This window comes from Tepidiforma sp. (assembly GCF_034432735.1).
Taxonomy (GTDB): Bacteria; Chloroflexota; Dehalococcoidia; order Tepidiformales; family Tepidiformaceae; genus Tepidiforma.
Genome location: NZ_DAOUBJ010000014.1, coordinates 1 through 19,185 on the forward strand (window position 1 = coordinate 1; position 19,185 = coordinate 19,185).

The following is a 19,185-nucleotide window of genomic DNA, read 5'->3' on the forward strand; positions in this document are numbered from 1 at the left end:
CCCGTACGCGTTGCACGCCGGCACCAGCTCCGCCTCGATCCGCCGGTCGAGCAGGTTGTACTCGTTCTGCGCCGAGATGAAGGGCGTCGCGTTCAGCCGCTGGGCCACGAAATGCGCTTCCGTCGCCTGCCAGGCGGCAAAATTCGAGTGGCCGATGTAGCGCACCTTCCCCTGCCGGACGAGGTCGTCGAGTGCCCGCAGCGTCTCTTCGATCGGCGTGTGCGGGTCTGGCCGGTGGATCTGGTACAGGTCGATGTAGTCCGTACCGAGCCGCCGGAGCGAATCCTCCACCGCCTGCATGATGTACTTCCGCGAGCCGCCCATGCGGTGGGGCCCCTCGCCCATTTTCATGCCGAACTTCGTCGCGATGACCACCTTCTCGCGGTGGCCGGCGAGGATCTTCCCGAGGAACTCCTCCGAGCGGCCACCGCCGCCGTACACGTCTGCCGTGTCGAAGAGCGTGATCCCCAAATCCAGCGCGCGGTGGACGACGGCTTTCGATTGCTCGAAATCGCACCGCATCCCGAAGTTGTTGCAGCCGAGCCCCACGAGCGAAACCTCGAGACCCGAGCGGCCAAGATGACGGAATTCCACGTGGTCGCCTCCGGGAAAGTCGTTGTGGCGCGAAGTATACGCGCAGCTCCCGCTGCGCCGCTCCCCCGCGATGGTTCGTGCTACGCTAACTGGATGCGGGAGTACCCGGCCGATCCGAAGGGGCCGCGCGGCCCCTTCGCCTCCCTCCGACACCAGCAGTTCCGTTGGCTCTTCGCGTCGAACACGGCGTTCTTCTTCGCGATGAACGGCCAGTTCGTCGTGCGCTCCGTGCTCGCCTACCGGCTCACGGGGAGCGAATTCGCGCTCGGGCTGATCAACCTCGTCGTGGCCATCCCGATTCTCGTCGTGTCGCCCTTCGGTGGCGTCGTGGCCGACCGTTTCGAACGGCGCCGGCTGATCATGGGCGGGCAGGCCATCCTCGTGACCGCGGAGCTCATGGTGCTGGTCCTCTTGCTGCTCGGCCAGCTCGCCTTCTGGCACCTCCTCGCCGTGGTCTTCGTGATGGGCTGCACCTTCCCGTTCATCATGCCGGCGCGCCAAGCGATCGTCGCCAACATCGTCGGCCGGCACGGCCTGGCCAACGCGATGGCCCTCCAGATGGGCGCCATCAACGCCGCACGCGTCGTCGGGCCCGTCGTCGCGGGGCTCGTCATCGCGCTCGCGGGAGTACGCTGGGTGTACGTCGTCGCCGTGGCGCTCTACGCCGTCGCCTTCTTTTCCATGGCGCACGTCGCCAAATCGCCCCCCGCGGCCGGAGCACGCAACCGGCCGGTGCTCGGCGAGCTCATCGGCGGCCTCCGCTACGTCGCCGGCGACCCTCCCGTCCGCGCGCTGCTCGTCCTCTCGGTCATCCCCATCCTCCTCGCGATGCCGTTCCAGGCCCTCCTCGTCGTCTTCGCCGATGACGTCTGGCACGTCGGTGCCGGTGGGCTTGGCGTCCTCCAGGCGGCCGCCGGCTTCGGCGGAATCGTGGGCTCCTTCTGGGTTGCCTTCGTCGGCGAAACCCCCCGCAAGCTTCGGCTCATGATGAGTACGCTGCTCGCCTTCTCTGGCAGCCTCCTCCTCTTCTCCCTGAGCCCGTGGTTCCTCCTCGCGTTACCCCTCGTGTTCGCGGCGGACGTCTTCGCGAGCGCCTTCACCACCACCAACAACGCGCTGGTCCAGCTGCTCATCCCGGACGAGGTGCGCGGCCGGGTGATGAGCATCATGATGATGACGTTCGGCCTGACGCCGCTCGGGACGGTCCCCGTGAGCGCGCTCGCCGAGGCGTTCGGTGCCCCGGCGGCGGTCGCCATCGCCTCGCTCGTCACGGTCGCGTTGGCGCTCATCGTGTTCGCCGCCAGCCGCGCGCTCCGGGCGATCGACGCGACGGCTGCCGCTGCCCTCCACGCCGAACGTTCGCTCCCCACGGCAGGCGAGCGGGGCGCCGGTGCCCCGGTGCCGCCGCCGTTCGGGCAGGGCCGCCCGGCGGAGCGCGCCGGTTAGTCGGCCGCGGGCGGCTGTTCGAATCGCTCGTAGATGAGGTCGGCTTCCTTCGAAAGCAAATCCCGCACACCGGCGAGCAGCCGCTCGGCATCGTGGCGGATGGCGGGCAGCCCCTGGAGGTCGCCTTCCTCCACGCGCCGCACCTCCACCTGCAGGTCGGCGGCCTCCGCCTCGAGCCGCCGGAGCTGGGCACCGAGCTGTCGGAGCCGCGGCTGGGTCCACGGCGCATCGCGGAGAATTTCCGCGTACAAGCCCTCGACTCGCTCCACCTCGAGGCGGTGTTCTCGGAGCGCCTCGACCACGCGCGCCAGCTCCTGGCTCACCAGCGTCGCCCACTCCCGCTCGCGGCCCGGCTGGGGCCGGCGGAGCGCCGCGAGGAGCGCATCCTGGGCCACGAGGAGCCCTTCGGTGGTCCGGCCCGCACCGCTCAGGGCCGAAGCCTGTGCTGCCGTTCGTGTACTCGGTGCTGTCATCGTTCGACACCTCCGCTCTCGTGAATGTCGCGCCGCCGGCGGGGGGTGGAGCGCGCCCGGCCGCGCGGCACCTCTAGTGTAAAAGGTAGGGACAACCCACTTGCGGCGTTCAGCGCGAGGCCACGATCGCCGCCGACCAGAGGAGCGCGTGCCAGAGCGCGAACCGGGCGGTCGCGCGGAGCACCGGGTTGAGCGCCCGGCCGGACGTCTCGCCCATCACCTCCCGAAGGAGCGGCCAGGCCAGCACACCAGCGGCAAGGGCGGCCGCGGCCCCGAGCGGGACATCGCCCCGGACGGTCGCGCCGGCGGGCACGGCCAGGGCCACCGCGAGAAGCAATGCGAACCACCAGCGGGTGCCTCGCTCGCCCAGCACCACGCCCAGGGTGACCTTTCCCGTGCGCCGGTCCGTCGGGATATCGCGCAGGTTGTTCACCACCAGGATCATCGTCACCGTCGCACCCACCGGGACGGCGGCCGCGAACGCTCCCCAGGTAACCGCGCCCGCTTGCACGTAGTACGTTCCCATCACCGCGACGAGCCCGAAGAAGACGAAGGTGAACAGATCGCCGAGGGCGTGGTAACCGATCGGCCACGGCCCGCCGGTGTAGACGATGGCCGCTGCGATGCTCGCCAGGCCAACGGCCAACACCGGCCAGCCCCCGACCCAAGCGAGGTAGACACCCGCCACCATCGCCAGCCCGAACGCGGCCGCCATCCCCAGCTTCAACTCGCGCGGCGAAAGGAGCCCGAGCTGGCTCGCGCGAGGGGGCCCGAGCCGGTCGGGCGTGTCCGCCCCGCGTTCGTGATCGAAGACGTCGTTGGCAAAGTTCGCCCCGACCTGCAAGCAGAAGGCGCCGAAGAGGGCCGCGAGCGCCGGCAGGAGCGCGAACGCATCGTCGCGGATAGCGACGGCTGTCCCGACGGCGACGGGTGCCGCAGCCGCCGTCAGCGTCGCTGGCCGCGCAGCCAGCCGCCAGGCCTGCAGGCGACTCGGCCGAGCCGCGGCGGCAGCGCTCATCGGCGTTCCGCCGTGATCGACTGGATGGCTCCGAACATCGGCCTGGCCTTCCGGATGCGGTGGAACCCCGCATCCTGGAGCATCCGCACCATCTCGGCCTCGGTCGGGAGGTAGGCCGCCGATTCCGGCAAGTACCGGTAGGCGTGCCCGTCCGCGAGCATGCCGCCCACCAGCGGGACGACCCGTTCGAAGTACAGGCGGTGCCCCGCCGCCACGACTGGATTGCGCGGCCTATCGACCTCGAGCAGGCCGAGCCGGCCACCCGGTTCCAGCACCCGAGCGAGCTCGGCGAGCACCGGGGCGATAGCCACGAAATTCCGCAACGCGAAGCCAGAGACGGCGACCGTGAACGCCCCGTCGCGGAACGGCAGGCGGAGCGCATCGCCCTGCACCCAGGCGCCCGTTTCGCCCGAGCGAACGGCCGCGCGCCCGAGCATCCCGCGGCTGAAATCGAGCCCCACCGCGAGCGCCCCGCGCGCCCGGCAGAGATCGACGAAGTCGCCCGTCCCGCAGGCGAGGTCGAGCACCACATCGGCCGGGCTCACGGCCAGGCGATCGACGAGGGCCGCCCGCCAGCGCTGGTCGGCGCCGAAGGTCATCAGGCGGTTCACCCGGTCGTACGTCGGCGAAATCCGGTCGAACATCGCCCGGACGGCACGGGCCTTCTCGGCAGGCGGGGGAAGGTGGGTCATAGCCCTATTCTCGCACCCGCCTCCCGCGCGCGCAGTGAGGGCGGGGGATCGGCAGGGCGCATGCGCCGGAGGGCCGGGGCCGGGGATAGCCCTGCTCGGCGGCCGAGCCCCCGGCCCGCGCCGCCGCCGGCCCCGAACCTCGCCGGCGCGGGGGCCACCCCGAGGAATGCACCCATTCGGCAGCCAGGCGCGCCCGCCGACGGCGGCAGCTTCCCACCCCGCCTTTCCCTCCCCTTGCCCTCCCCTTCCCCCGAAGGTATCGTTTGTGTGCTTCTTCACGACCGAACGGGCCCCGGCCCCTCGTGAGCCGTGCCCGTCGTTCAAAGCCCTGGGAGCCCTTGCCGCCGATGAGTGCAGCAGCCACGTCGCCCCACCCTGCCCCGGCACGCCGTATCGGGGGCCCTCCTCCCAGCACCCGGTGCGCCCTATGAGCTTCTACGACCAGTGGTCCGCCATCTTTATCGCCGCCATCGCGGGCTTCATCCTCGTTTTCACGGCCCTCGTCGCTGCCCGACTCCTCGCCCCCTTCGCGCGGGAGCGCGCCAAAGGCCTCTCCTACGAATGCGGCATGCTCCCGATCGGCCGCAACTGGGCGCAAGTCCACGTCCGCTACTACCTCATCGCCATCGTGTTCCTCCTCTTCGATGTCGAGACCGTCTTCATCTTCCCGTGGGCGATAACCTACCTCTCGCTCGCAGAGTTCATCTTTTGGCAGATGATCCTGTTCATCGCCATCCTCAGCCTCGGCCTCGTCTACGCCTGGAAGCGAGGCGTCCTGGAGTGGAAATGAGCGAAGCGACCGTCCCGCCCTACGTCCCCGATTACGGCGCCGAACCCGAGCGGCTCCGACCCGTCGAACTCCCCCAGGCACGCGCCGCTTACCGCATCGTCCTCCCCGGCGTGATCCAGACGGGCGCCGACCTCGTGCTCGCGGTCAGCCGCAAGAGCTCGCTCTGGCCACTGACCTTCGGCCTCGCCTGCTGCGCCATCGAAATGATCGGCACCTTCATGGCCAACCACGATCTCGACCGCTTCGGCATCGTGCCCTGGCCGAGCCCTCGCCAAAGCGACGTCATGATCGTCTCCGGTACCGTCACCAAGAAGATGGCCCCGGCGATCAAGCTCCTCTACGAGCAGATGCCCAACCCGAAGTACGTCATCTCCATGGGCGCCTGCGCCACCAACGGCGGCCCCTACACCGAGTACGACCGCGTCCTCCAGGGAGTCGACAAGATCATCCCCGTCGATGTCTACGTCCCCGGCTGCCCGCCGCGGCCCGAATCCCTCCTCGATGGCTTCCTGCGCCTGCAGGAGAAGATCATGGAAGACAGGCGGATGGTCGGATGAGCAAGCAGGCGCCCCCCGCGAAACCGATCGACCAAGTCGTCAAGCTGCTCGAGCAGCGCTTCGGCAAGCTGCCCGTCACGATCGACCAGACGGCGACCGATGCCAACATCCACGTCGCTCCCGAGCACTTCCGCGCCGTCGTCGAAGAGCTCAAGAACCACCGCGACCTCGCCTTCGACTTCCTCCGCAACATCGTCGGGATCGACATGCAGGAAGAGGGGCTCGCCTGCAAGTATCAATTCTTCTCGTATCGCCACCGGCATGCCGTCCAGGTCTCCGTGCTCACACCGCCGGGGAACCCGCACATCCCCAGCATCACCGACCTCTACCCGGCCGCGAACTGGCACGAGCGCGAAGCCGCCGAGATGGTCGGGCTCGTCTTCGATGGACATCCCAACCTCAAGAACCTCCTCCTCGACGAAGATGTTCGCATCCACCCGTTGCTGAAGGCCCATCCGCTCCAGAAAGCCGAGATCCTGCAAGGCATCGAAGACACCACCCCGGGGTTCCCCTTCTGATGTCCGCCCCCACCCGCCGAGCCAGCCCGAGGTACGCCCCATGAGCATCTGGCCCGAAGAGCGCGTGCACACCGCCCTCGCCGACGACGGCTTCGAGACCGTCGATATGACCATCAACGTCGGGCCCCAACACCCGGCCACCCACGGCGTCTTCCGCATGGTCCTCACCGTCGACGGCGAGAAAGTCGTCGATTGCGAGCCGTACATCGGCTACCTCCACCGCGGGCTGGAGAAACTCACCGAGAACCACGACTACCGCCAATCGATGGGCTGGTGGGACCGCACCGACTACCTCGCGGGAATGGCCTGCGAAATGGCCTACTGCATGGCCGTCGAGAAGCTCGGGAACATCGAGGTGCCCATTCGCGCGGAGTACATCCGCGTCATGATGGTCGAGCTCTCCCGCATCCTCTCCCATTTCATGTTCTTCGGCGCCTTCGGCGCCGATGTCGGCTCCTTCGGCACCTCCTTCATCTACGCCTGGCGCGAACGCGAACGGATCTACGACTTCTTCGAAGAAGTCGCCGGCGACCGCATGTTCCCCACCTACTTCCGCCCGGGGGGTGTCCAGATGGACCTCCCCGAGAACTACCAGGACCGCGTCCGCTGGCTGCTCGGCTCCATCCGCCAGGGCCTCGAAGACTTCGACGGCCTCCTCGTCGGCAACGAAATCTTCGTCGAACGCTGCCGCGGGCTCTCCCCCGTCACCCCAGAGCAAGCCATCGCGTGGGGCCTCACCGGCCCGTGCCTGCGCGCCACCGGCTACGCCTTCGACCTCCGCAAGCACGAACCCTACAGCGTCTACCCGAAGCTCCAATTCGATATCCCCACGGGAACCAGCGGCGACGTCTTCGACCGCTTCATGGTGCGAATGGCCGAGGCCTGGCAGAGCACGCGCATCGTCGAACAATGCCTCGATGCCCTCTCCCAGATGGAAGGCGAGCTCGTCCTCAACCCCAACCTCCCGAAGACCCTCCGCATCGATAGCGGCGAGTGCTACGTTCGCACCGAGGGTACCAAGGGCGAATACGGCGTCTATGCGCTCGCCAAAGGCGGCAACAAACCCTACCGCATGAAGCTCCGCTCGCCCTCCTTCTGCAACCTCTCGGCACTGCGCGAAATGGTCATCGGCACCTACGTCGCCGACGCCATCATCATCCTCGGCTCCCTCGATATCGTCCTCGGCGAGGTCGACAAATGATGCTCTTTGCCGATCCCCTCTTCGGGCTTCCCGCCTGGATCGACGCGATCATCCGCATCGTCATCGTCGTCCTCGCCATGACCATCATCGTGATGTACAGCACCTACGGCGAACGGAAGCTCGTTGCCCGCTTCCAGCAGCGCCTCGGGCCCATGCGCACCGGCCCGTGGGGGCTCCTCCAGGCCTTCGCCGATACCGTCAAGCTCGTGGGCAAAGAGGACGTCCGGCCCAAGAACGCCGACCGCTGGGTCTTCGAGCTCGCCCCCTACGCCACCTTCATCCCTGTGCTCCTCACGCTCATGGTGCTTCCCTTCGCCGAGAACTGGGGTGTGCGCAACCTCGCCCTCGGCGTGTTCTTCGTCTTCGCCGTGCTCGGGCTCAACATCGTTGGCATCCTCATGGCCGGGCTCGGTTCCGGCAACAAGTACGCCCTCCTCGGCGGCGTCCGGGCCGCCGCCCAAATGATCAGCTACGAAATCCCGCTCGTCGTCTCGCTCCTCTGCGTCGTCATGATCACCGGCGCGGATACCGGCAACGGCGTCGGCACCCTGAACCTCAACACCATCGCCGCCCTCCAGGAAGACCGCCCCTACATCCTCCTCCAGCCGCTCGCCTTCCTGATCTTCTTCACCGCCATGCTCTCCGAGCTCCACCGCGCGCCGTTCGATATCCCCGTCGCCGAATCCGAAATCGTCGGCGGCTACTTCGTCGAATACTCCGGCATTCGCTGGAGCATGTTCCAGCTCACCGAATACGCCTCCATGTGGGGCTTCGCCGTCTTCGGCTCTGTCGTTTTCCTCGGCGGCTGGGCTTGGCCGTTCGGGGTCGATAGCCACTGGGCGCTCCAGCTCGCCACCACCTTCACCAAGGCACTCGCCATCGTCATCGTCATCATCTGGGTGCGCACCACCGTGCCACGTTTGCGCATCGACCAGCTCATGAACTTCAGCTGGAAGGTGCTGCTCGAACTCTCGTTCCTCCAGCTCGTCGTGAACGGCGTCATCCTCTACTACGACTGGCCGCAGGAGATCCTCGCCCTCACGAGCGCGATCGGTGCCGGCTTCCTCATCTTCCTCATCATCCGGCACGCCTCCGCCCGTTCGACGAAAGGGCTCCTCGGCACCTACCGCACCCTGGGAGCGTCGTCATCATGAAAGGCATCCTGAAAGGGCTCGGCGTCACCTTCTCGACCTTCCTTCGCAAGCCCGTCACCATCGAATACCCCGACGACCGGAAGGCGCTCCCCGTTCGCCAGCGCTCCTTCCCCGTCCTCACCTGGGACTTCGACCACGACGAGCCCTTCTGCACCGGCTGCAACGTCTGCGTCCGCAACTGCCCGGTCGATTGCATGACCGCGGTGATGATGGACAACCCGAAGTACGCCGAAGGCACCAGCAACCGCCGGAAGATCGTCGAAAAATTCTGGATCGACTACGCGCGCTGCATGCGCTGCAACATCTGCGTCGAAGTGTGCCCCTTCGAAGCCATCGTGATGGACAACACCTGGGCCGGCCACGAGCACGCCGTCTACGACCGGCGCGACCTGCACATGGATATCGACGAGCTGACCAAGGTCGCCCGGGCAGGCCAGCTCGTCCGCCCCTTCCGGCCGCAAGACAACATCGAAGCGCTCGAACGGAAGGCGAAGGGCGAAGAGCCGCCCCCGCCCTCCTTCGTCGGTGGCCGCCCCGAAGATCGTCAGCGCCAACTCGAGCGCATCGCCCGCGGCGAACCTGCCGCCATCCAGGAGCGCGAGCCCGAGAAGCCCAAAGTCGCCGCGAAAGCAGCCGCCGGAGGCGCCGGCGCCGCAGCCGCCGCCGAAGGCGAAGTCCTCTCCGAATCGAAAATCCGGGCCAAGCGGATGCGCGCCGAGCGGGAAGCCAAAGCCTACCTCGACCGCGGCGAGCCCGTCCCCCAGGAGATTCTCGACCGGATCGAGTACTACAAGAACCTGAAGCCCGGCCAGCCCGTCGCCGCCCCCGGCGCCGGCGGCGCGGCCGGTGCGGTCGCCGGCGAGGTGCTCTCGGGCACCAACCCCGATGGCAGCATGCGCTTCCCGCCGGGGGTGGGCACCGGCCCGAAGGGCGACCCGAATAGCTACGAAAAAGTGCGTGCCCGGCGGATGCGCGCCGAGCGCCAGTTCAAAGAGCTCACCGAGAAGGGCGAGCCGATTCCCGAGGAGCTCGCGAAGACGCTCTACGAGCTCGGGAGCGACCTCGCCCCCGGCGGCAGCATCTGGCAGACGCTCGCCGCCCAGGGCGCCGGCGGAGGGGCTGGCACGGCCGCAGCGCCCGCCACCAGCAGCGGCGGCGCATGGACCCCGCCGCCCGGTGTCGGTATCGGCGCGAAGGGCGACCCGAACAGCTTCGAAAAAGTGCGTGCCCGGCGGATGCGCGCCGAACGGCGGGCGCGCGAAGCCATCGCCAAAGGCGAACCGATCCCCGAGGATGTCATCCAGACCATCAAAGAGCTGGGTGGCACCCTCCCGGAGGGCGTCGAATAGTGGCTACCGAAGTCATCTGGTGGGTGTTCGCCATCCTCATCACCGTGCTCTCGGCCGGTGTCGTCTTCTCCCGCTCGGTCATCCACTCCGCCATCTTCCTCATCGGGAGCCTCGCCGGCGTCGGCGTGATGTTCGTCATCCTCACGGTCGAGTTCCTCGCGCTCACCCAGTTCCTCATCTACGGCGGCGCCGTCACCGTGCTCGTCCTCCTCGCGCTCATGCTCACGCGGGCCGATCCGAGCGGCCGGCCCGAAAAGGTCAACGGGCCGCAGGCGCCGTTCGCGCTGCTCGCCGGGGTCGGCATCGCAGCGGTCCTGCTCGTCGCTGCGCTCGGCACCGACTGGATCGGCAACACCGAATCGCCCACGAACATCGCGATCGAGGCGATCAGCCAGCGACTCTTCGAGGACTATGGCCTTCCGTTCATCCTCGCCTCCGTCCTCTTGCTGGTAGCCCTCATTGGGGCCATCATCGTCGCTCGGCAAGAGGAGGGCGAGTAGGCCGATGGTACCGCTGGAGAATTACCTCGCCCTCAGCGCAATCGTCTTCTCCCTCGGCGTCTATGGCGTGCTCGCCCGCCGCAACGCCGTGATGATCCTCATGAGCGTCGAGCTCATGCTGAACGCGGTGAACATCAACTTCGTGGCGTTCGCCGCGTACCTCGATCCCGGTCGAATCGTCGGCGCGATTTTCGCCGTGTTCATCATCACCGTCGCCGCTGCCGAAGTCGGCCTCGCGCTCGCGATCGTCATCCGGCTCTTCCGGAACCGCGCGACCGCGAACGTCGACGAAGCAGCGACCATGAAGTGGTAAAAGGGGCCAGGACGACGCATGGGAGCTGAACAGGCCTGGGTGCTCGCCGCTATCCCGGCGGGCGTGTTTTTGGTGCTCGCGCTCTTCGGACGCGCCCTCCCCCGCGGGGGCGATTACCTCGGCATCGCCGCCATCGCCTCCTCCTTCGCCCTCTTCTTCGTCGTCCTCGCCGATTTCCTGGAGACACCGGGCAAGATCGGCCCCGTCGTCCGCGACATCGAATGGTCCTCCATCGGCGAAACGTTCACCCTGCGCATGGGCATCTTCATCGACCCGATCACGATCGTCATGTTCGGCGTCATCACCACCGTCGCCCTGATGGTCAACATCTTCTCGCTCGGGTACATGAAGGGTGAGCCCCGCTACCACTGGTTCTTCGCCGTTCTCCAGCTGTTCGCCGCCTCGATGCTCCTGTTGGTGATGGCCGATAACCTCCTCCTCCTCTACATCGCCTGGGAGCTCGTCGGCGTGTGCTCCTTCCTCCTCATCGGCTTCTACTGGGAGAAGCGCTCGGCGACGGAGGCCGCCAAGAAAGCGTTCGTCACCACCCGCATCGGCGATGTCGGGCTCCTCATCGGCATCATCCTCCTCTGGCGGGAGGGTGGCACCTTCAACATCCAGGAGCTCATCCACCTCGCCGAGGAAGGGCACTTCAGCCAGGCCTACCTCTTCACCGCGCTCGCCTTCATCTTCCTCGGCTGCATGGGCAAGAGCGCCCAAGTACCGTTCCACGTCTGGCTCCCGGACGCGATGGAGGGCCCGACACCCGTCTCCGCCCTCATCCACGCCGCCACCATGGTCGTCGCCGGCGTCTACCTCACCGCGCGCCTCTTGCCGATGTTCGAAATCGCCGATGGCATGCTCCTCGTGGTCACCATCGTCGGCCTCGTCACGGCCCTCCTCACTGGCTTCATCGCCCTCGCCCAGACGGACATCAAGAAGGTGCTCGCCTACTCCACCGTCGGCCAGCTCGGCTTCATGTTCGTCGCGCTCGGCGCGGGCGCGCCGGCCGTCGCCATGTTCCACCTCATGACGCACGCCTTCTTCAAAGCGCTCCTCTTCCTCGGTGCCGGCTCCGTCATCATCGGCACGCACCACCAGCAGGAGATGGATCGCCTCGGCGGGCTCTGGCGCAAAATGCCGATCACGGCCGGCACCTTCCTGATCGGGTCGCTCGCCCTCGCCGGGCTGCCACCGCTCGCCGGCTTCTGGTCGAAGGACGAAATCTTCGTCGTCCTCAGCGAGCATTGGGGCGCGTGGGCGGTCATCCTCCTCGGCATCGCCGCCGTCATCACCGCCTTCTACACCACCCGCCTCTTCATCCGCACCTTCCTCGGGCGCCCGGCCGACCCGCACACCTACGAACACACGCGCGAGACGCCGGCCGTGATGACCGGCCCCCTCCTCTTCCTCGCCCTCCTCGCCATCACGTCCGGCTTCGTCGTCTTCCACGATGTCGGCAAGGCGCTCGGATTCCCCGGCGGCATCACCGAATTCATCTTCCTCCCCCACCACGGCCCGCACGAATACGAGCTGAAGTGGGGCTTTGCCGCTGGCTCCCTCGCCATGGCCGTCCTCGGCATCACCACCGCCGCCTGGATGTACTGGGGCAACGACCTTCGCCGCTCGACCGTTCTCGCCCAGTGGCGGCCCGGCCTCTACGACATGCTCCGCCGCAAGTTCTACTTCGATGAGCTCTACCAAGGCATGATCGACCGCGGCGTCCTCGGGTTCAGCTACGTCGTTTCCTGGTTCGACCGCTACGTCGTCAACGACACCGGGGTCGATGGTTCGGCGCAGCTCACCGGGTTCACCGGCGGCGTTCTCAAATATCTCCAGACCGGCCGCGTGCCCAACTACGCCATGGCCGTCGCCATCGGCGTCATCGGGCTCGCCCTCGCTGGGCTGGTGGTGAGGGGCTAATCGCATGACCTTCGACGAAGGCCAGGGCTACGTCGTCCTTGCCACGATCGCACTTCCCCTGCTCGCGGCGCTCGTGCTCGTCTTCACGCCCGGCAGCCAAAAGATGGCCGTCCGCTACATCTCCGCCGTCACGGGTGCCATCCTCGCCGGCCTCTCCATCTACATCTTCACCGCCTACCAGGTCGGCGGCGAACAGGCGCAGATGAACCTCCGCTGGACGTGGGTCGAGAACACCGCCTTCCTGGGCGAAGGCGGCATCTCGCTCCGGCTCGCCGTCGATGGCATCTCCGCCCTCCTCGCCCTCCTCACCGGCGTCGTCGCCTTCGCTGGCGCCCTCGCCAGCTGGAAGATCGAATACCGGAACAAAGACTTCTACATCCTCTACTGGATCCTCCTCGCCGGCGTCTTCGGAACCTTCTTCGCCTACGACCTCTTCTTCTTCTTTTTCTTCTACGAACTCGCCGTCATGCCCCTCTACCTGCTCATCGGCGTTTGGGGTTCGACGCGCAAAGAGTACGGCGCCGCCAAGCTCACGCTCATGCTCGTCGGCGGCTCCGTGCTCATCTGGATCGGCATCTTCGCCGTCTTCCATCAGGCGAACATCGGCACGTTCGACTTGCCATCGCTCTGGGCGGCGGGGCAGAACGGGACGATCAGCCCCACCGCCCAAAAGGTCATCTTCCCGCTCATGGCCGTCGGGTGTGGCGTCCTCGCCGCCCTCTGGCCCTTCCACACCTGGTCGCCCGATGGCCATATGTCGGCGCCGACGGCCGTTTCGATGGTGCACGCCGGCGTCCTGATGAAGCTCGGCGCCTTCGGCATCATCCGCCTCGGCATCCAGCTCCTGCCAGAGGGCGCCGAATTCTGGATGCCCGCGATCATGGTGCTCGGGACGATCGGCGCCGTGTACGGCGCCACCGCCGCGCTCACCCAGCGCGACTTCAAGCTCATCTCCGGCTACAGCTCGGTCTCCCACATGGGCTACGTGCTCATGGGTCTCGCCACCATGAACACCATCGGGATCACCGGCGCCGTCCTCCAGATGTTCTCCCACGGCGTGATGACGGCCCTCGTCTTCCTCATGATCGGCGCGCTCTACGACCAGGCCCACACGCGCGACATGAAAGAGTTCGGCGGCCTCGGCAGGGTCATGCCGCTCTGGGTCATCTTCTATGCCATCGCCGGGCTCGCCAACGTCGGCCTGCCCGGGTTCTCTGGCTTCACCGCCGAATTCCACATCTTCGTCGGCACCTTCCGTACCTACCCCATCTTCGGTGCCCTCGCCATCTTCGCAGCAGCGTTGGCGGCCGCCTACATGCTCCGCATGTTCGCCACCGTCTTCTTCGGTCCGCTCGACCCGCACTGGAAGGACCTGAAGGACCTCACGCCGATCGAGCGGCTCTCCGGCGCCATGCTGATCGCGTCCATCGTCATCATGGGTGTCTGGTGGGCCCCATTCACCGACCGCGTCGGCCACACCGTCACCCTCCTCCCGGGGGTCACTGGCTGAGATGCGCGACTACGCCCTTTTCATCCCCGAATACATCGCCTGTGGCGCCGCCCTCGTCGTCATCGCCATCGAGCTCTTCCTCCCGCGGGTCCGCAAAGACGTACTCGCCTACCTCACCGCCGCCGGAGCGCTCGCCTGGTTCGGCGCCGGCCTCGCCTTCCTCGATCGCGACCCGAAGTCGTACCAGGGGCTCTTCCTCGCCGACGACTTCACCACCTTCTTCCGCCTCCTCGCCGCCGGCATCGTCTTCGTCGTCGCCCTGATGTCCGCCGAATTCCTCGAACGCCGCCGGGGCGTCGATCACGGCGAGTTCTACGGCCTGCTGCTCGTCGCTGGCTCCGCCATGACCGTCATGGCCGGCGCCACCGAACTCCTCACCGCCTACCTCGCCCTCGAAGTCCTCTCCTTCTCCCTCTACATCCTGGTCGGCATCCTCAAGGCCGATATCCGCTCCAACGAAGCATCGCTCAAGTACATCCTCCTCGGCGCGTTCTCCAGCGCCCTCTTCCTCTACGGGCTCTCCCTCGTCTACGGCGCCGCGGGAACCACGAGCTACGCCGGCATCGCCGAAGCGTTCGCCGGGCGCGATTCCGGGCTCGACCCTGCCGTGGCCGTCGGGCTCATGCTCATCCTCACCGGCGTCGGCTTCAAGGTTTCGGCCGCCCCCTTCCACATGTGGGCGCCGGATGCCTACGAAGGCGCACCGCTCCCCATCACCGCCTTCCTCTCGACGCTCTCGAAGGCCGCCGGGTTCGCGCTCATCCTGCGCCTCTTCTCCAGCGCCTTCGTCACCGATGCGGAAGGCTGGCGCTGGGCGTTCCTCGCCCTGGCCGCCATCACGATGACCGTCGGCAATCTCATCGCCATCCAGCAGCGCAACCTCAAGCGCCTCGTCGCCTATTCCTCCATTGGGCAAGTGGGCTACATGCTCGTCACCATCGCCGCACTCGGCTACGGCGATTCCCAAGTGGGCCTCAACGCGACGAGCGGCCTGCTCGTCCACCTCATCGGGTACATCGTCACCACCCTCGCGCTCTTCGCTGCCCTCACCGCTGCGATCGACCGCACCGGCAGCGAGGAGATCGTCGGCCTCCGCGGCCTCGCCGAAACGCAGCCGTTCCTCGCCCTCGTGATCACCGCCTCGCTCTTCTCGTTCGCGGGGTTGCCGTTCTTCGCTGGCTTCGCCACCAAGCTGTTCCTTCTCCAGGGCGCCACCACCGACGAGACGATCTGGGTCGTCGCCCTCGCCGTCGTGAACAGCTTCATCAGCCTCTACTACTACCTCATGATCATCCGCCAGATGTACCTGTTCGACCCCGTCGGCGATACTGCCCGCTTCCGCGTGCAGCCCGTGCTCTGGGGGATCGCAGCCGTCGGCCTCCTCGCCATCCTCTTCATCGGCATCTACCCCGGGCCCGCCTTCCAGTGGTCGGAGCAGGCTGCACGGCCCCTCTTCGAAGTCGCCGCATCCGCAGCAGCGGCCCGCGCTCAGGCGCCATAGGCGAACCCCCAAGGGCCGAAGCGGTCAGAGGCCGCCGGGCACCCCATCCGCCGCCCTTGGCTACTGCACGAGCAACACGCGATGCATGCCGAGGCCGTAGTGCGTCGCAATATTGCAGATGAGCACGTAGCGGCCCGGTGGGAGCTCCAGCGTCGCCGTCTTGCTCTTGCCCGCCGGGAACTTCTCCACCTCCCCGACCACCTCCACCTTCCCCTCGTCCACCTTGTTGTCGACCACCGGCAATCCATCCTCCGGCAGATCGGTCCGGACGAAGACCACCTCGTGCTCCGTACTCCCGTCGTTCTTCGCCTTCACCCGCACGTTGCCGGCCGGGACCGTGTTCGGGTTCGCTTCGATGGCGAAATCGACGAGGCGGACGTTCAGCGTTGGCGCATTGTCGTCGTCGTCGCTGCAGGCGGTGGCCCCGAGCGCAAGCGCGCCCAGCGCTGCCACCGCCACGAGTGCATGTCGCGCAGATGTCACCCGTCGCATGGTGCCCTCCCCGTGGTGAAATCCCGACCCGAACGGAAAGCGCCCTTTCCATGAACGTCAACGGAACGCGATTTCGTGCAACACACAACGCGAAAACGAACCGGGGGGACCGCCCTTGCCCCCGCCTTTCCGCGCCATGCACATTCCGCGCTACACTGAGAGCGACATGCCCAAACTCGCATTTCTCAATCGCATCCTTGGCGATTCCAACGAGCGGGAACTGAAACGCCTCGAACGCATCGTCGACGAGATCAACGAACTCGGCCCCGAGACCGCCGCCCTTCCCGACGAAGAGCTTGCCGCCAAGACCGGCGAGTTCCGTGAGCGGCTCGCCGAAGGCGAAACCCTCGACGACCTCCTTCCCGAAGCCTTCGCCGTCGCCCGCGAGATGGCCGCCCGCCACGTCGGCGAACGGCCGTACGATGTCCAGCTCATGGGCGGCATCGTCCTCCACGAAGGGCGCATCGCCGAGATGAAGACCGGCGAAGGCAAAACCCTCACGGCCGTCGCCCCCGTCTATCTCAACGCCCTCGCTGGCCGCGGCGTCCACGTCGTTACCGTCAACGACTACCTCGCCCGCCGCGATGCCGCCTGGTACGGCCCCGTCTATCACGCCCTCGGCATGACCGTCGGCGTCATCCAGAACGCCGGGATCTCCTTCATGTACGAACCCGGCTTCGAACCGGCCAGCGAAGGCCCGGCGACCGGCTATCGCGACCTCCGCCCCGCCACGCGCAAAGAGGTCTACCAAGCCGATATCACCTACGGCACCAACAACGAGTTCGGCTTCGATTACCTCCGCGACAACATGGTCCGCGAGTGGGGCGAAAAGGCCCAGCGCGAGCTTTACTTCGCCATCGTCGACGAAGTCGACAACATCCTCATCGACGAAGCGCGCACCCCGCTCATCATCAGCGGGCAGGCCGAGGAAGCCTCCTCCACCTACATTCGCTTCGCTCAGGCCGTCAAAGGCCTGCGCGAAGATATCGACTACATCGTCGACCACAAAGCGAAGCACATCGCCCTCACCGAAGAAGGCATCGAGCGGGTCGAGCGCGCCCTCGGCATCGCCAACATCTTCGAAGGCGATCCCCGCCTCGCCCGCCACCTCGAAGCCGCCCTCGATGCCGAATACCTGAAGCGCATCGATCGCGATTACGTCGTCCGCGATGGCGAAGTGATCATCGTCGATGAATTCACCGGTCGGCTCATGCCTGGCCGCCGCTGGAGCCACGGCATCCACCAAGCCGTCGAAGCCAAAGAAGGCGTGCCGATCCAGCGCGAATCGATCACCTACGCCACCATCACCTTCCAGAACCTCTTCCGCCTCTACGAAAAGCTCGCCGGCATGACCGGTACCGCGGAGACGGAGGCCGAAGAGTTCCACAAGATCTACGGGCTCGACGTCGTCGTCATCCCCACCCACCGCCCCATGATCCGGATCGATCACCCGGACGTCGTCTACATCAACGAGCGCGCCAAATTCAACGCCGTCGTCAACGAAATCGCCGAGATGCACGCCATCGGGCGGCCCGTCCTCGTCGGCACCACCTCCATCGAAAAATCTGAGTACCTCTCCAACCTGCTCACCCGCCGGGGCATCCCCCATCAGGTGCTCAACGCCAAGCACCACGAGCGCGAAGCGCTCATCGTCGCCCAAGCCGGCCAACAGGGCGCCGTCACCATCGCCACCAACATGGCCGGCCGCGGTACCGATATCAAACTCGGCCCTGGCGTCGCCGAACTCGGCGGCCTCCACGTCATCGGCACCGAACGCCACGAATCCCGCCGGATCGACAACCAGCTCCGCGGGCGCGCCGGCCGCCAAGGCGACCCCGGCTCCTCCCGCTTCTTCGTCTCCTTCGGCGACGACATCATGAAGCGGTTCGCCCCCGACTGGGTCCCCGGCATGATGCAGAAGCTCGGCATGACCGAGGAGATGCCCCTCGAGTCACGCATGGTCACGCGCGCCATCGAACAAGCGCAGCAGAAAGTCGAAGGCTACAACTTCGATATCCGCAAACGGCTCGTCGAATTCGACGACGTCATCAACGAACACCGCAAGCAGATCTACACCCAGCGCGACAAAATCCTGCAGGGCGTCGATACCCGCGCCAACGTGCTCGAAGAGATGCTCTTCCGCGAGATCGAGCGCATCACCGCCCGCGTCAATCCCAGCGATGTCGCCTCGCTCGAACTCGCCTACTCCGAGCTGCGCGAGATCCTCCCGCCCGAGGACCTCCCCACCGTCGACGAGATGGCCGAGCTCGGCGACGAACTTACCGACGAACTTCTCGATCGCGCCGAAGACCGCTACGAACAGATGGAGCAAGCCATCGGCGCAGAGAACATGCGCAAAGTCGAGCACTGGCTCCTCCTCGAAGCGATCGATACCCACTGGCGCGAGCACCTCACCGCCATCGAAGAGCTCCGCCAGAGCATCGGTCTCCAGGCCTACGCCCAGGTCGACCCGCTCGTCGCCTTCAAGCGCGAAGGCCACGACATGTACCAGCAGCTCGTCGAGAACATCCGCCGGCAAGTCGCCCGCACGATCTTCAAGGTTCGGGTCGTCCAGCAGCCCGCCCCCGAGGCTGTCGCTTCCGACGGCGCCCGCCCGGCGACGGCCCCCGCGGCTGCACCCGCCATCCCGACGCGTGCAAGCGGCCCCAGCCCCGACCAGATCCGCACGCTCGGGGCAGCACCGCAGACCGGCGGCAAGAGCAGCAGCGCCGCCAAGCGGCGCAAACTCATCCGCTGATGGGCGCCCTCGCCGACCTCGGCCTCTCCACGGAAGGCGGAGCCATCATGCTCGTCTCCGCCCCCGATTCCGTCCTCGCCGAAGCCTCGCGGATGAAGCCGCGGCCCGCCTTCGCGAGCACGATCCTCACCGCCGAGCCGACGTCCCGCATCCTCTGGTGGCCCGAACGGGCCCACCTCGAGCCCGGCCTGCTCAGCCGTCTCGCCTGGATGACCTCCGTCGCGCGCGGCGAAGCCTGGCTCATCCTGGATCCTGCCGAGCCAGAATCGCCCCGCGTCGACGAACTCACCCCGCTCCTCGGCGCGGCCTCGCTCACCCTCGTCGAGCAACGCCCCATCGGCCGCGGCGAGATCGCCCTCCACGTCCGCCCCGCCCCCCGCTGAGGCCGCCCGTCGC

General features: G+C 67.0%; 19 protein-coding genes. 14 read left to right on the forward strand and 5 right to left on the reverse strand.

What is annotated here, in order from left to right; translation table 11 throughout:
* The coding region (locus tag VAE53_RS00980; RefSeq protein ID WP_322817486.1) for an aldo/keto reductase at nucleotides 1-594 on the reverse strand (594 nt) is incomplete at its 3' end.
* Nucleotides 595-687: 93 nt separating this feature from the next.
* On the opposite strand from VAE53_RS00980, the gene VAE53_RS00985 reads away from it, so the two are divergent.
* Entirely contained in the window at nucleotides 688-2,040 is a 1,353-nt protein-coding gene (locus tag VAE53_RS00985; RefSeq protein ID WP_322817487.1) for an MFS transporter, read from the forward strand.
* Here the strand turns inward: VAE53_RS00985 and VAE53_RS00990 are convergent.
* The 3 genes from VAE53_RS00990 to VAE53_RS01000 form a co-directional block, all read right to left on the reverse strand.
* Nucleotides 2,037-2,513: a hypothetical protein gene (locus VAE53_RS00990; RefSeq protein ID WP_322817488.1), complete on the reverse strand. Its 477-nt coding sequence runs from the start codon at nucleotides 2,511-2,513 to the stop codon at nucleotides 2,037-2,039. The genes VAE53_RS00985 and VAE53_RS00990 overlap by 4 nt on opposite strands.
* Nucleotides 2,514-2,622: 109 nt before the next feature.
* Nucleotides 2,623-3,531, reverse strand: coding sequence for a 1,4-dihydroxy-2-naphthoate polyprenyltransferase (locus VAE53_RS00995; protein ID WP_322817489.1), 909 nt, complete (start codon nucleotides 3,529-3,531; stop codon nucleotides 2,623-2,625).
* On the reverse strand, nucleotides 3,528-4,223 hold the full coding sequence (locus VAE53_RS01000; RefSeq protein ID WP_322817490.1) for a ubiquinone/menaquinone biosynthesis methyltransferase: 696 nt from the start codon (nucleotides 4,221-4,223) through the stop codon (nucleotides 3,528-3,530). Before VAE53_RS01000 ends, VAE53_RS00995 begins: the two co-directional genes overlap by 4 nt.
* A 427-nt stretch (nucleotides 4,224-4,650) precedes the next feature.
* Here VAE53_RS01000 and VAE53_RS01005 point away from each other — a divergent pair, with 427 nt between their 5' ends.
* The 11 genes from VAE53_RS01005 to VAE53_RS01055 are packed head-to-tail and all read left to right on the forward strand — an operon-like array spanning nucleotide 4,651 to nucleotide 15,539.
* Nucleotides 4,651-5,013: an NADH-quinone oxidoreductase subunit A gene (locus VAE53_RS01005; RefSeq protein ID WP_322817491.1), complete on the forward strand. Its 363-nt coding sequence runs from the start codon at nucleotides 4,651-4,653 to the stop codon at nucleotides 5,011-5,013.
* Nucleotides 5,010-5,570: an NADH-quinone oxidoreductase subunit B family protein gene (locus tag VAE53_RS01010; RefSeq protein WP_322817492.1), complete on the forward strand. Its 561-nt coding sequence runs from the start codon at nucleotides 5,010-5,012 to the stop codon at nucleotides 5,568-5,570. The genes VAE53_RS01005 and VAE53_RS01010 overlap by 4 nt, the downstream gene beginning before the upstream one ends.
* A complete protein-coding gene (locus VAE53_RS01015) occupies nucleotides 5,567-6,088 on the forward strand; it encodes an NADH-quinone oxidoreductase subunit C (protein WP_322817493.1) in 522 nt (173 codons plus the stop codon). Before VAE53_RS01010 ends, VAE53_RS01015 begins: the two co-directional genes overlap by 4 nt.
* Before the next feature lie 40 nt (nucleotides 6,089-6,128).
* Nucleotides 6,129-7,289 carry an NADH-quinone oxidoreductase subunit D gene (locus VAE53_RS01020; RefSeq protein WP_322817494.1) on the forward strand — a complete coding sequence of 387 codons (1,161 nt, stop codon included), beginning with the start codon at nucleotides 6,129-6,131 and terminating at the stop codon, nucleotides 7,287-7,289.
* Nucleotides 7,286-8,443: an NADH-quinone oxidoreductase subunit NuoH gene (gene nuoH, locus VAE53_RS01025; protein ID WP_322817495.1), complete on the forward strand. Its 1,158-nt coding sequence runs from the start codon at nucleotides 7,286-7,288 to the stop codon at nucleotides 8,441-8,443. Before VAE53_RS01020 ends, nuoH begins: the two co-directional genes overlap by 4 nt.
* Nucleotides 8,440-9,792: an NADH-quinone oxidoreductase subunit I gene (locus VAE53_RS01030; RefSeq protein ID WP_322817496.1), complete on the forward strand. Its 1,353-nt coding sequence runs from the start codon at nucleotides 8,440-8,442 to the stop codon at nucleotides 9,790-9,792. The genes nuoH and VAE53_RS01030 overlap by 4 nt, the downstream gene beginning before the upstream one ends.
* A complete protein-coding gene (locus VAE53_RS01035) occupies nucleotides 9,792-10,292 on the forward strand; it encodes an NADH-quinone oxidoreductase subunit J (RefSeq protein WP_322817497.1) in 501 nt (166 codons plus the stop codon). Before VAE53_RS01030 ends, VAE53_RS01035 begins: the two co-directional genes overlap by 1 nt.
* Before the next feature lie 4 nt (nucleotides 10,293-10,296).
* Nucleotides 10,297-10,605, forward strand: a complete 309-nt coding sequence (nuoK, locus tag VAE53_RS01040; protein ID WP_322817498.1) for an NADH-quinone oxidoreductase subunit NuoK — start codon at nucleotides 10,297-10,299, stop codon at nucleotides 10,603-10,605.
* Nucleotides 10,606-10,623: 18 nt separating this feature from the next.
* Nucleotides 10,624-12,528: an NADH-quinone oxidoreductase subunit L gene (gene nuoL / locus VAE53_RS01045; protein ID WP_322817499.1), complete on the forward strand. Its 1,905-nt coding sequence runs from the start codon at nucleotides 10,624-10,626 to the stop codon at nucleotides 12,526-12,528.
* Between the two features lie 4 nt (nucleotides 12,529-12,532).
* Nucleotides 12,533-14,038: an NADH-quinone oxidoreductase subunit M gene (locus tag VAE53_RS01050; RefSeq protein WP_322817500.1), complete on the forward strand. Its 1,506-nt coding sequence runs from the start codon at nucleotides 12,533-12,535 to the stop codon at nucleotides 14,036-14,038.
* Between the two features lies 1 nt (nucleotide 14,039).
* Nucleotides 14,040-15,539 carry an NADH-quinone oxidoreductase subunit N gene (locus VAE53_RS01055; RefSeq protein ID WP_322817501.1) on the forward strand — a complete coding sequence of 500 codons (1,500 nt, stop codon included), beginning with the start codon at nucleotides 14,040-14,042 and terminating at the stop codon, nucleotides 15,537-15,539.
* Nucleotides 15,540-15,599: 60 nt separating this feature from the next.
* Here the strand turns inward: VAE53_RS01055 and VAE53_RS01060 are convergent, their stop codons facing one another.
* Nucleotides 15,600-16,022, reverse strand: a complete 423-nt coding sequence (locus VAE53_RS01060) for a hypothetical protein (protein WP_322817502.1) — start codon at nucleotides 16,020-16,022, stop codon at nucleotides 15,600-15,602.
* Between the two features lie 175 nt (nucleotides 16,023-16,197).
* On the opposite strand from VAE53_RS01060, the gene VAE53_RS01065 reads away from it, so the two are divergent.
* Both VAE53_RS01065 and VAE53_RS01070 read left to right on the forward strand, forming a co-directional pair.
* Nucleotides 16,198-18,789: a preprotein translocase subunit SecA gene (locus VAE53_RS01065; protein ID WP_322817503.1), complete on the forward strand. Its 2,592-nt coding sequence runs from the start codon at nucleotides 16,198-16,200 to the stop codon at nucleotides 18,787-18,789.
* Nucleotides 18,789-19,172 carry a hypothetical protein gene (locus VAE53_RS01070; protein WP_322817504.1) on the forward strand — a complete coding sequence of 128 codons (384 nt, stop codon included), beginning with the start codon at nucleotides 18,789-18,791 and terminating at the stop codon, nucleotides 19,170-19,172. The genes VAE53_RS01065 and VAE53_RS01070 overlap by 1 nt, the downstream gene beginning before the upstream one ends.
* The last annotated feature ends 13 nt before the right edge of the window (nucleotides 19,173-19,185 follow it).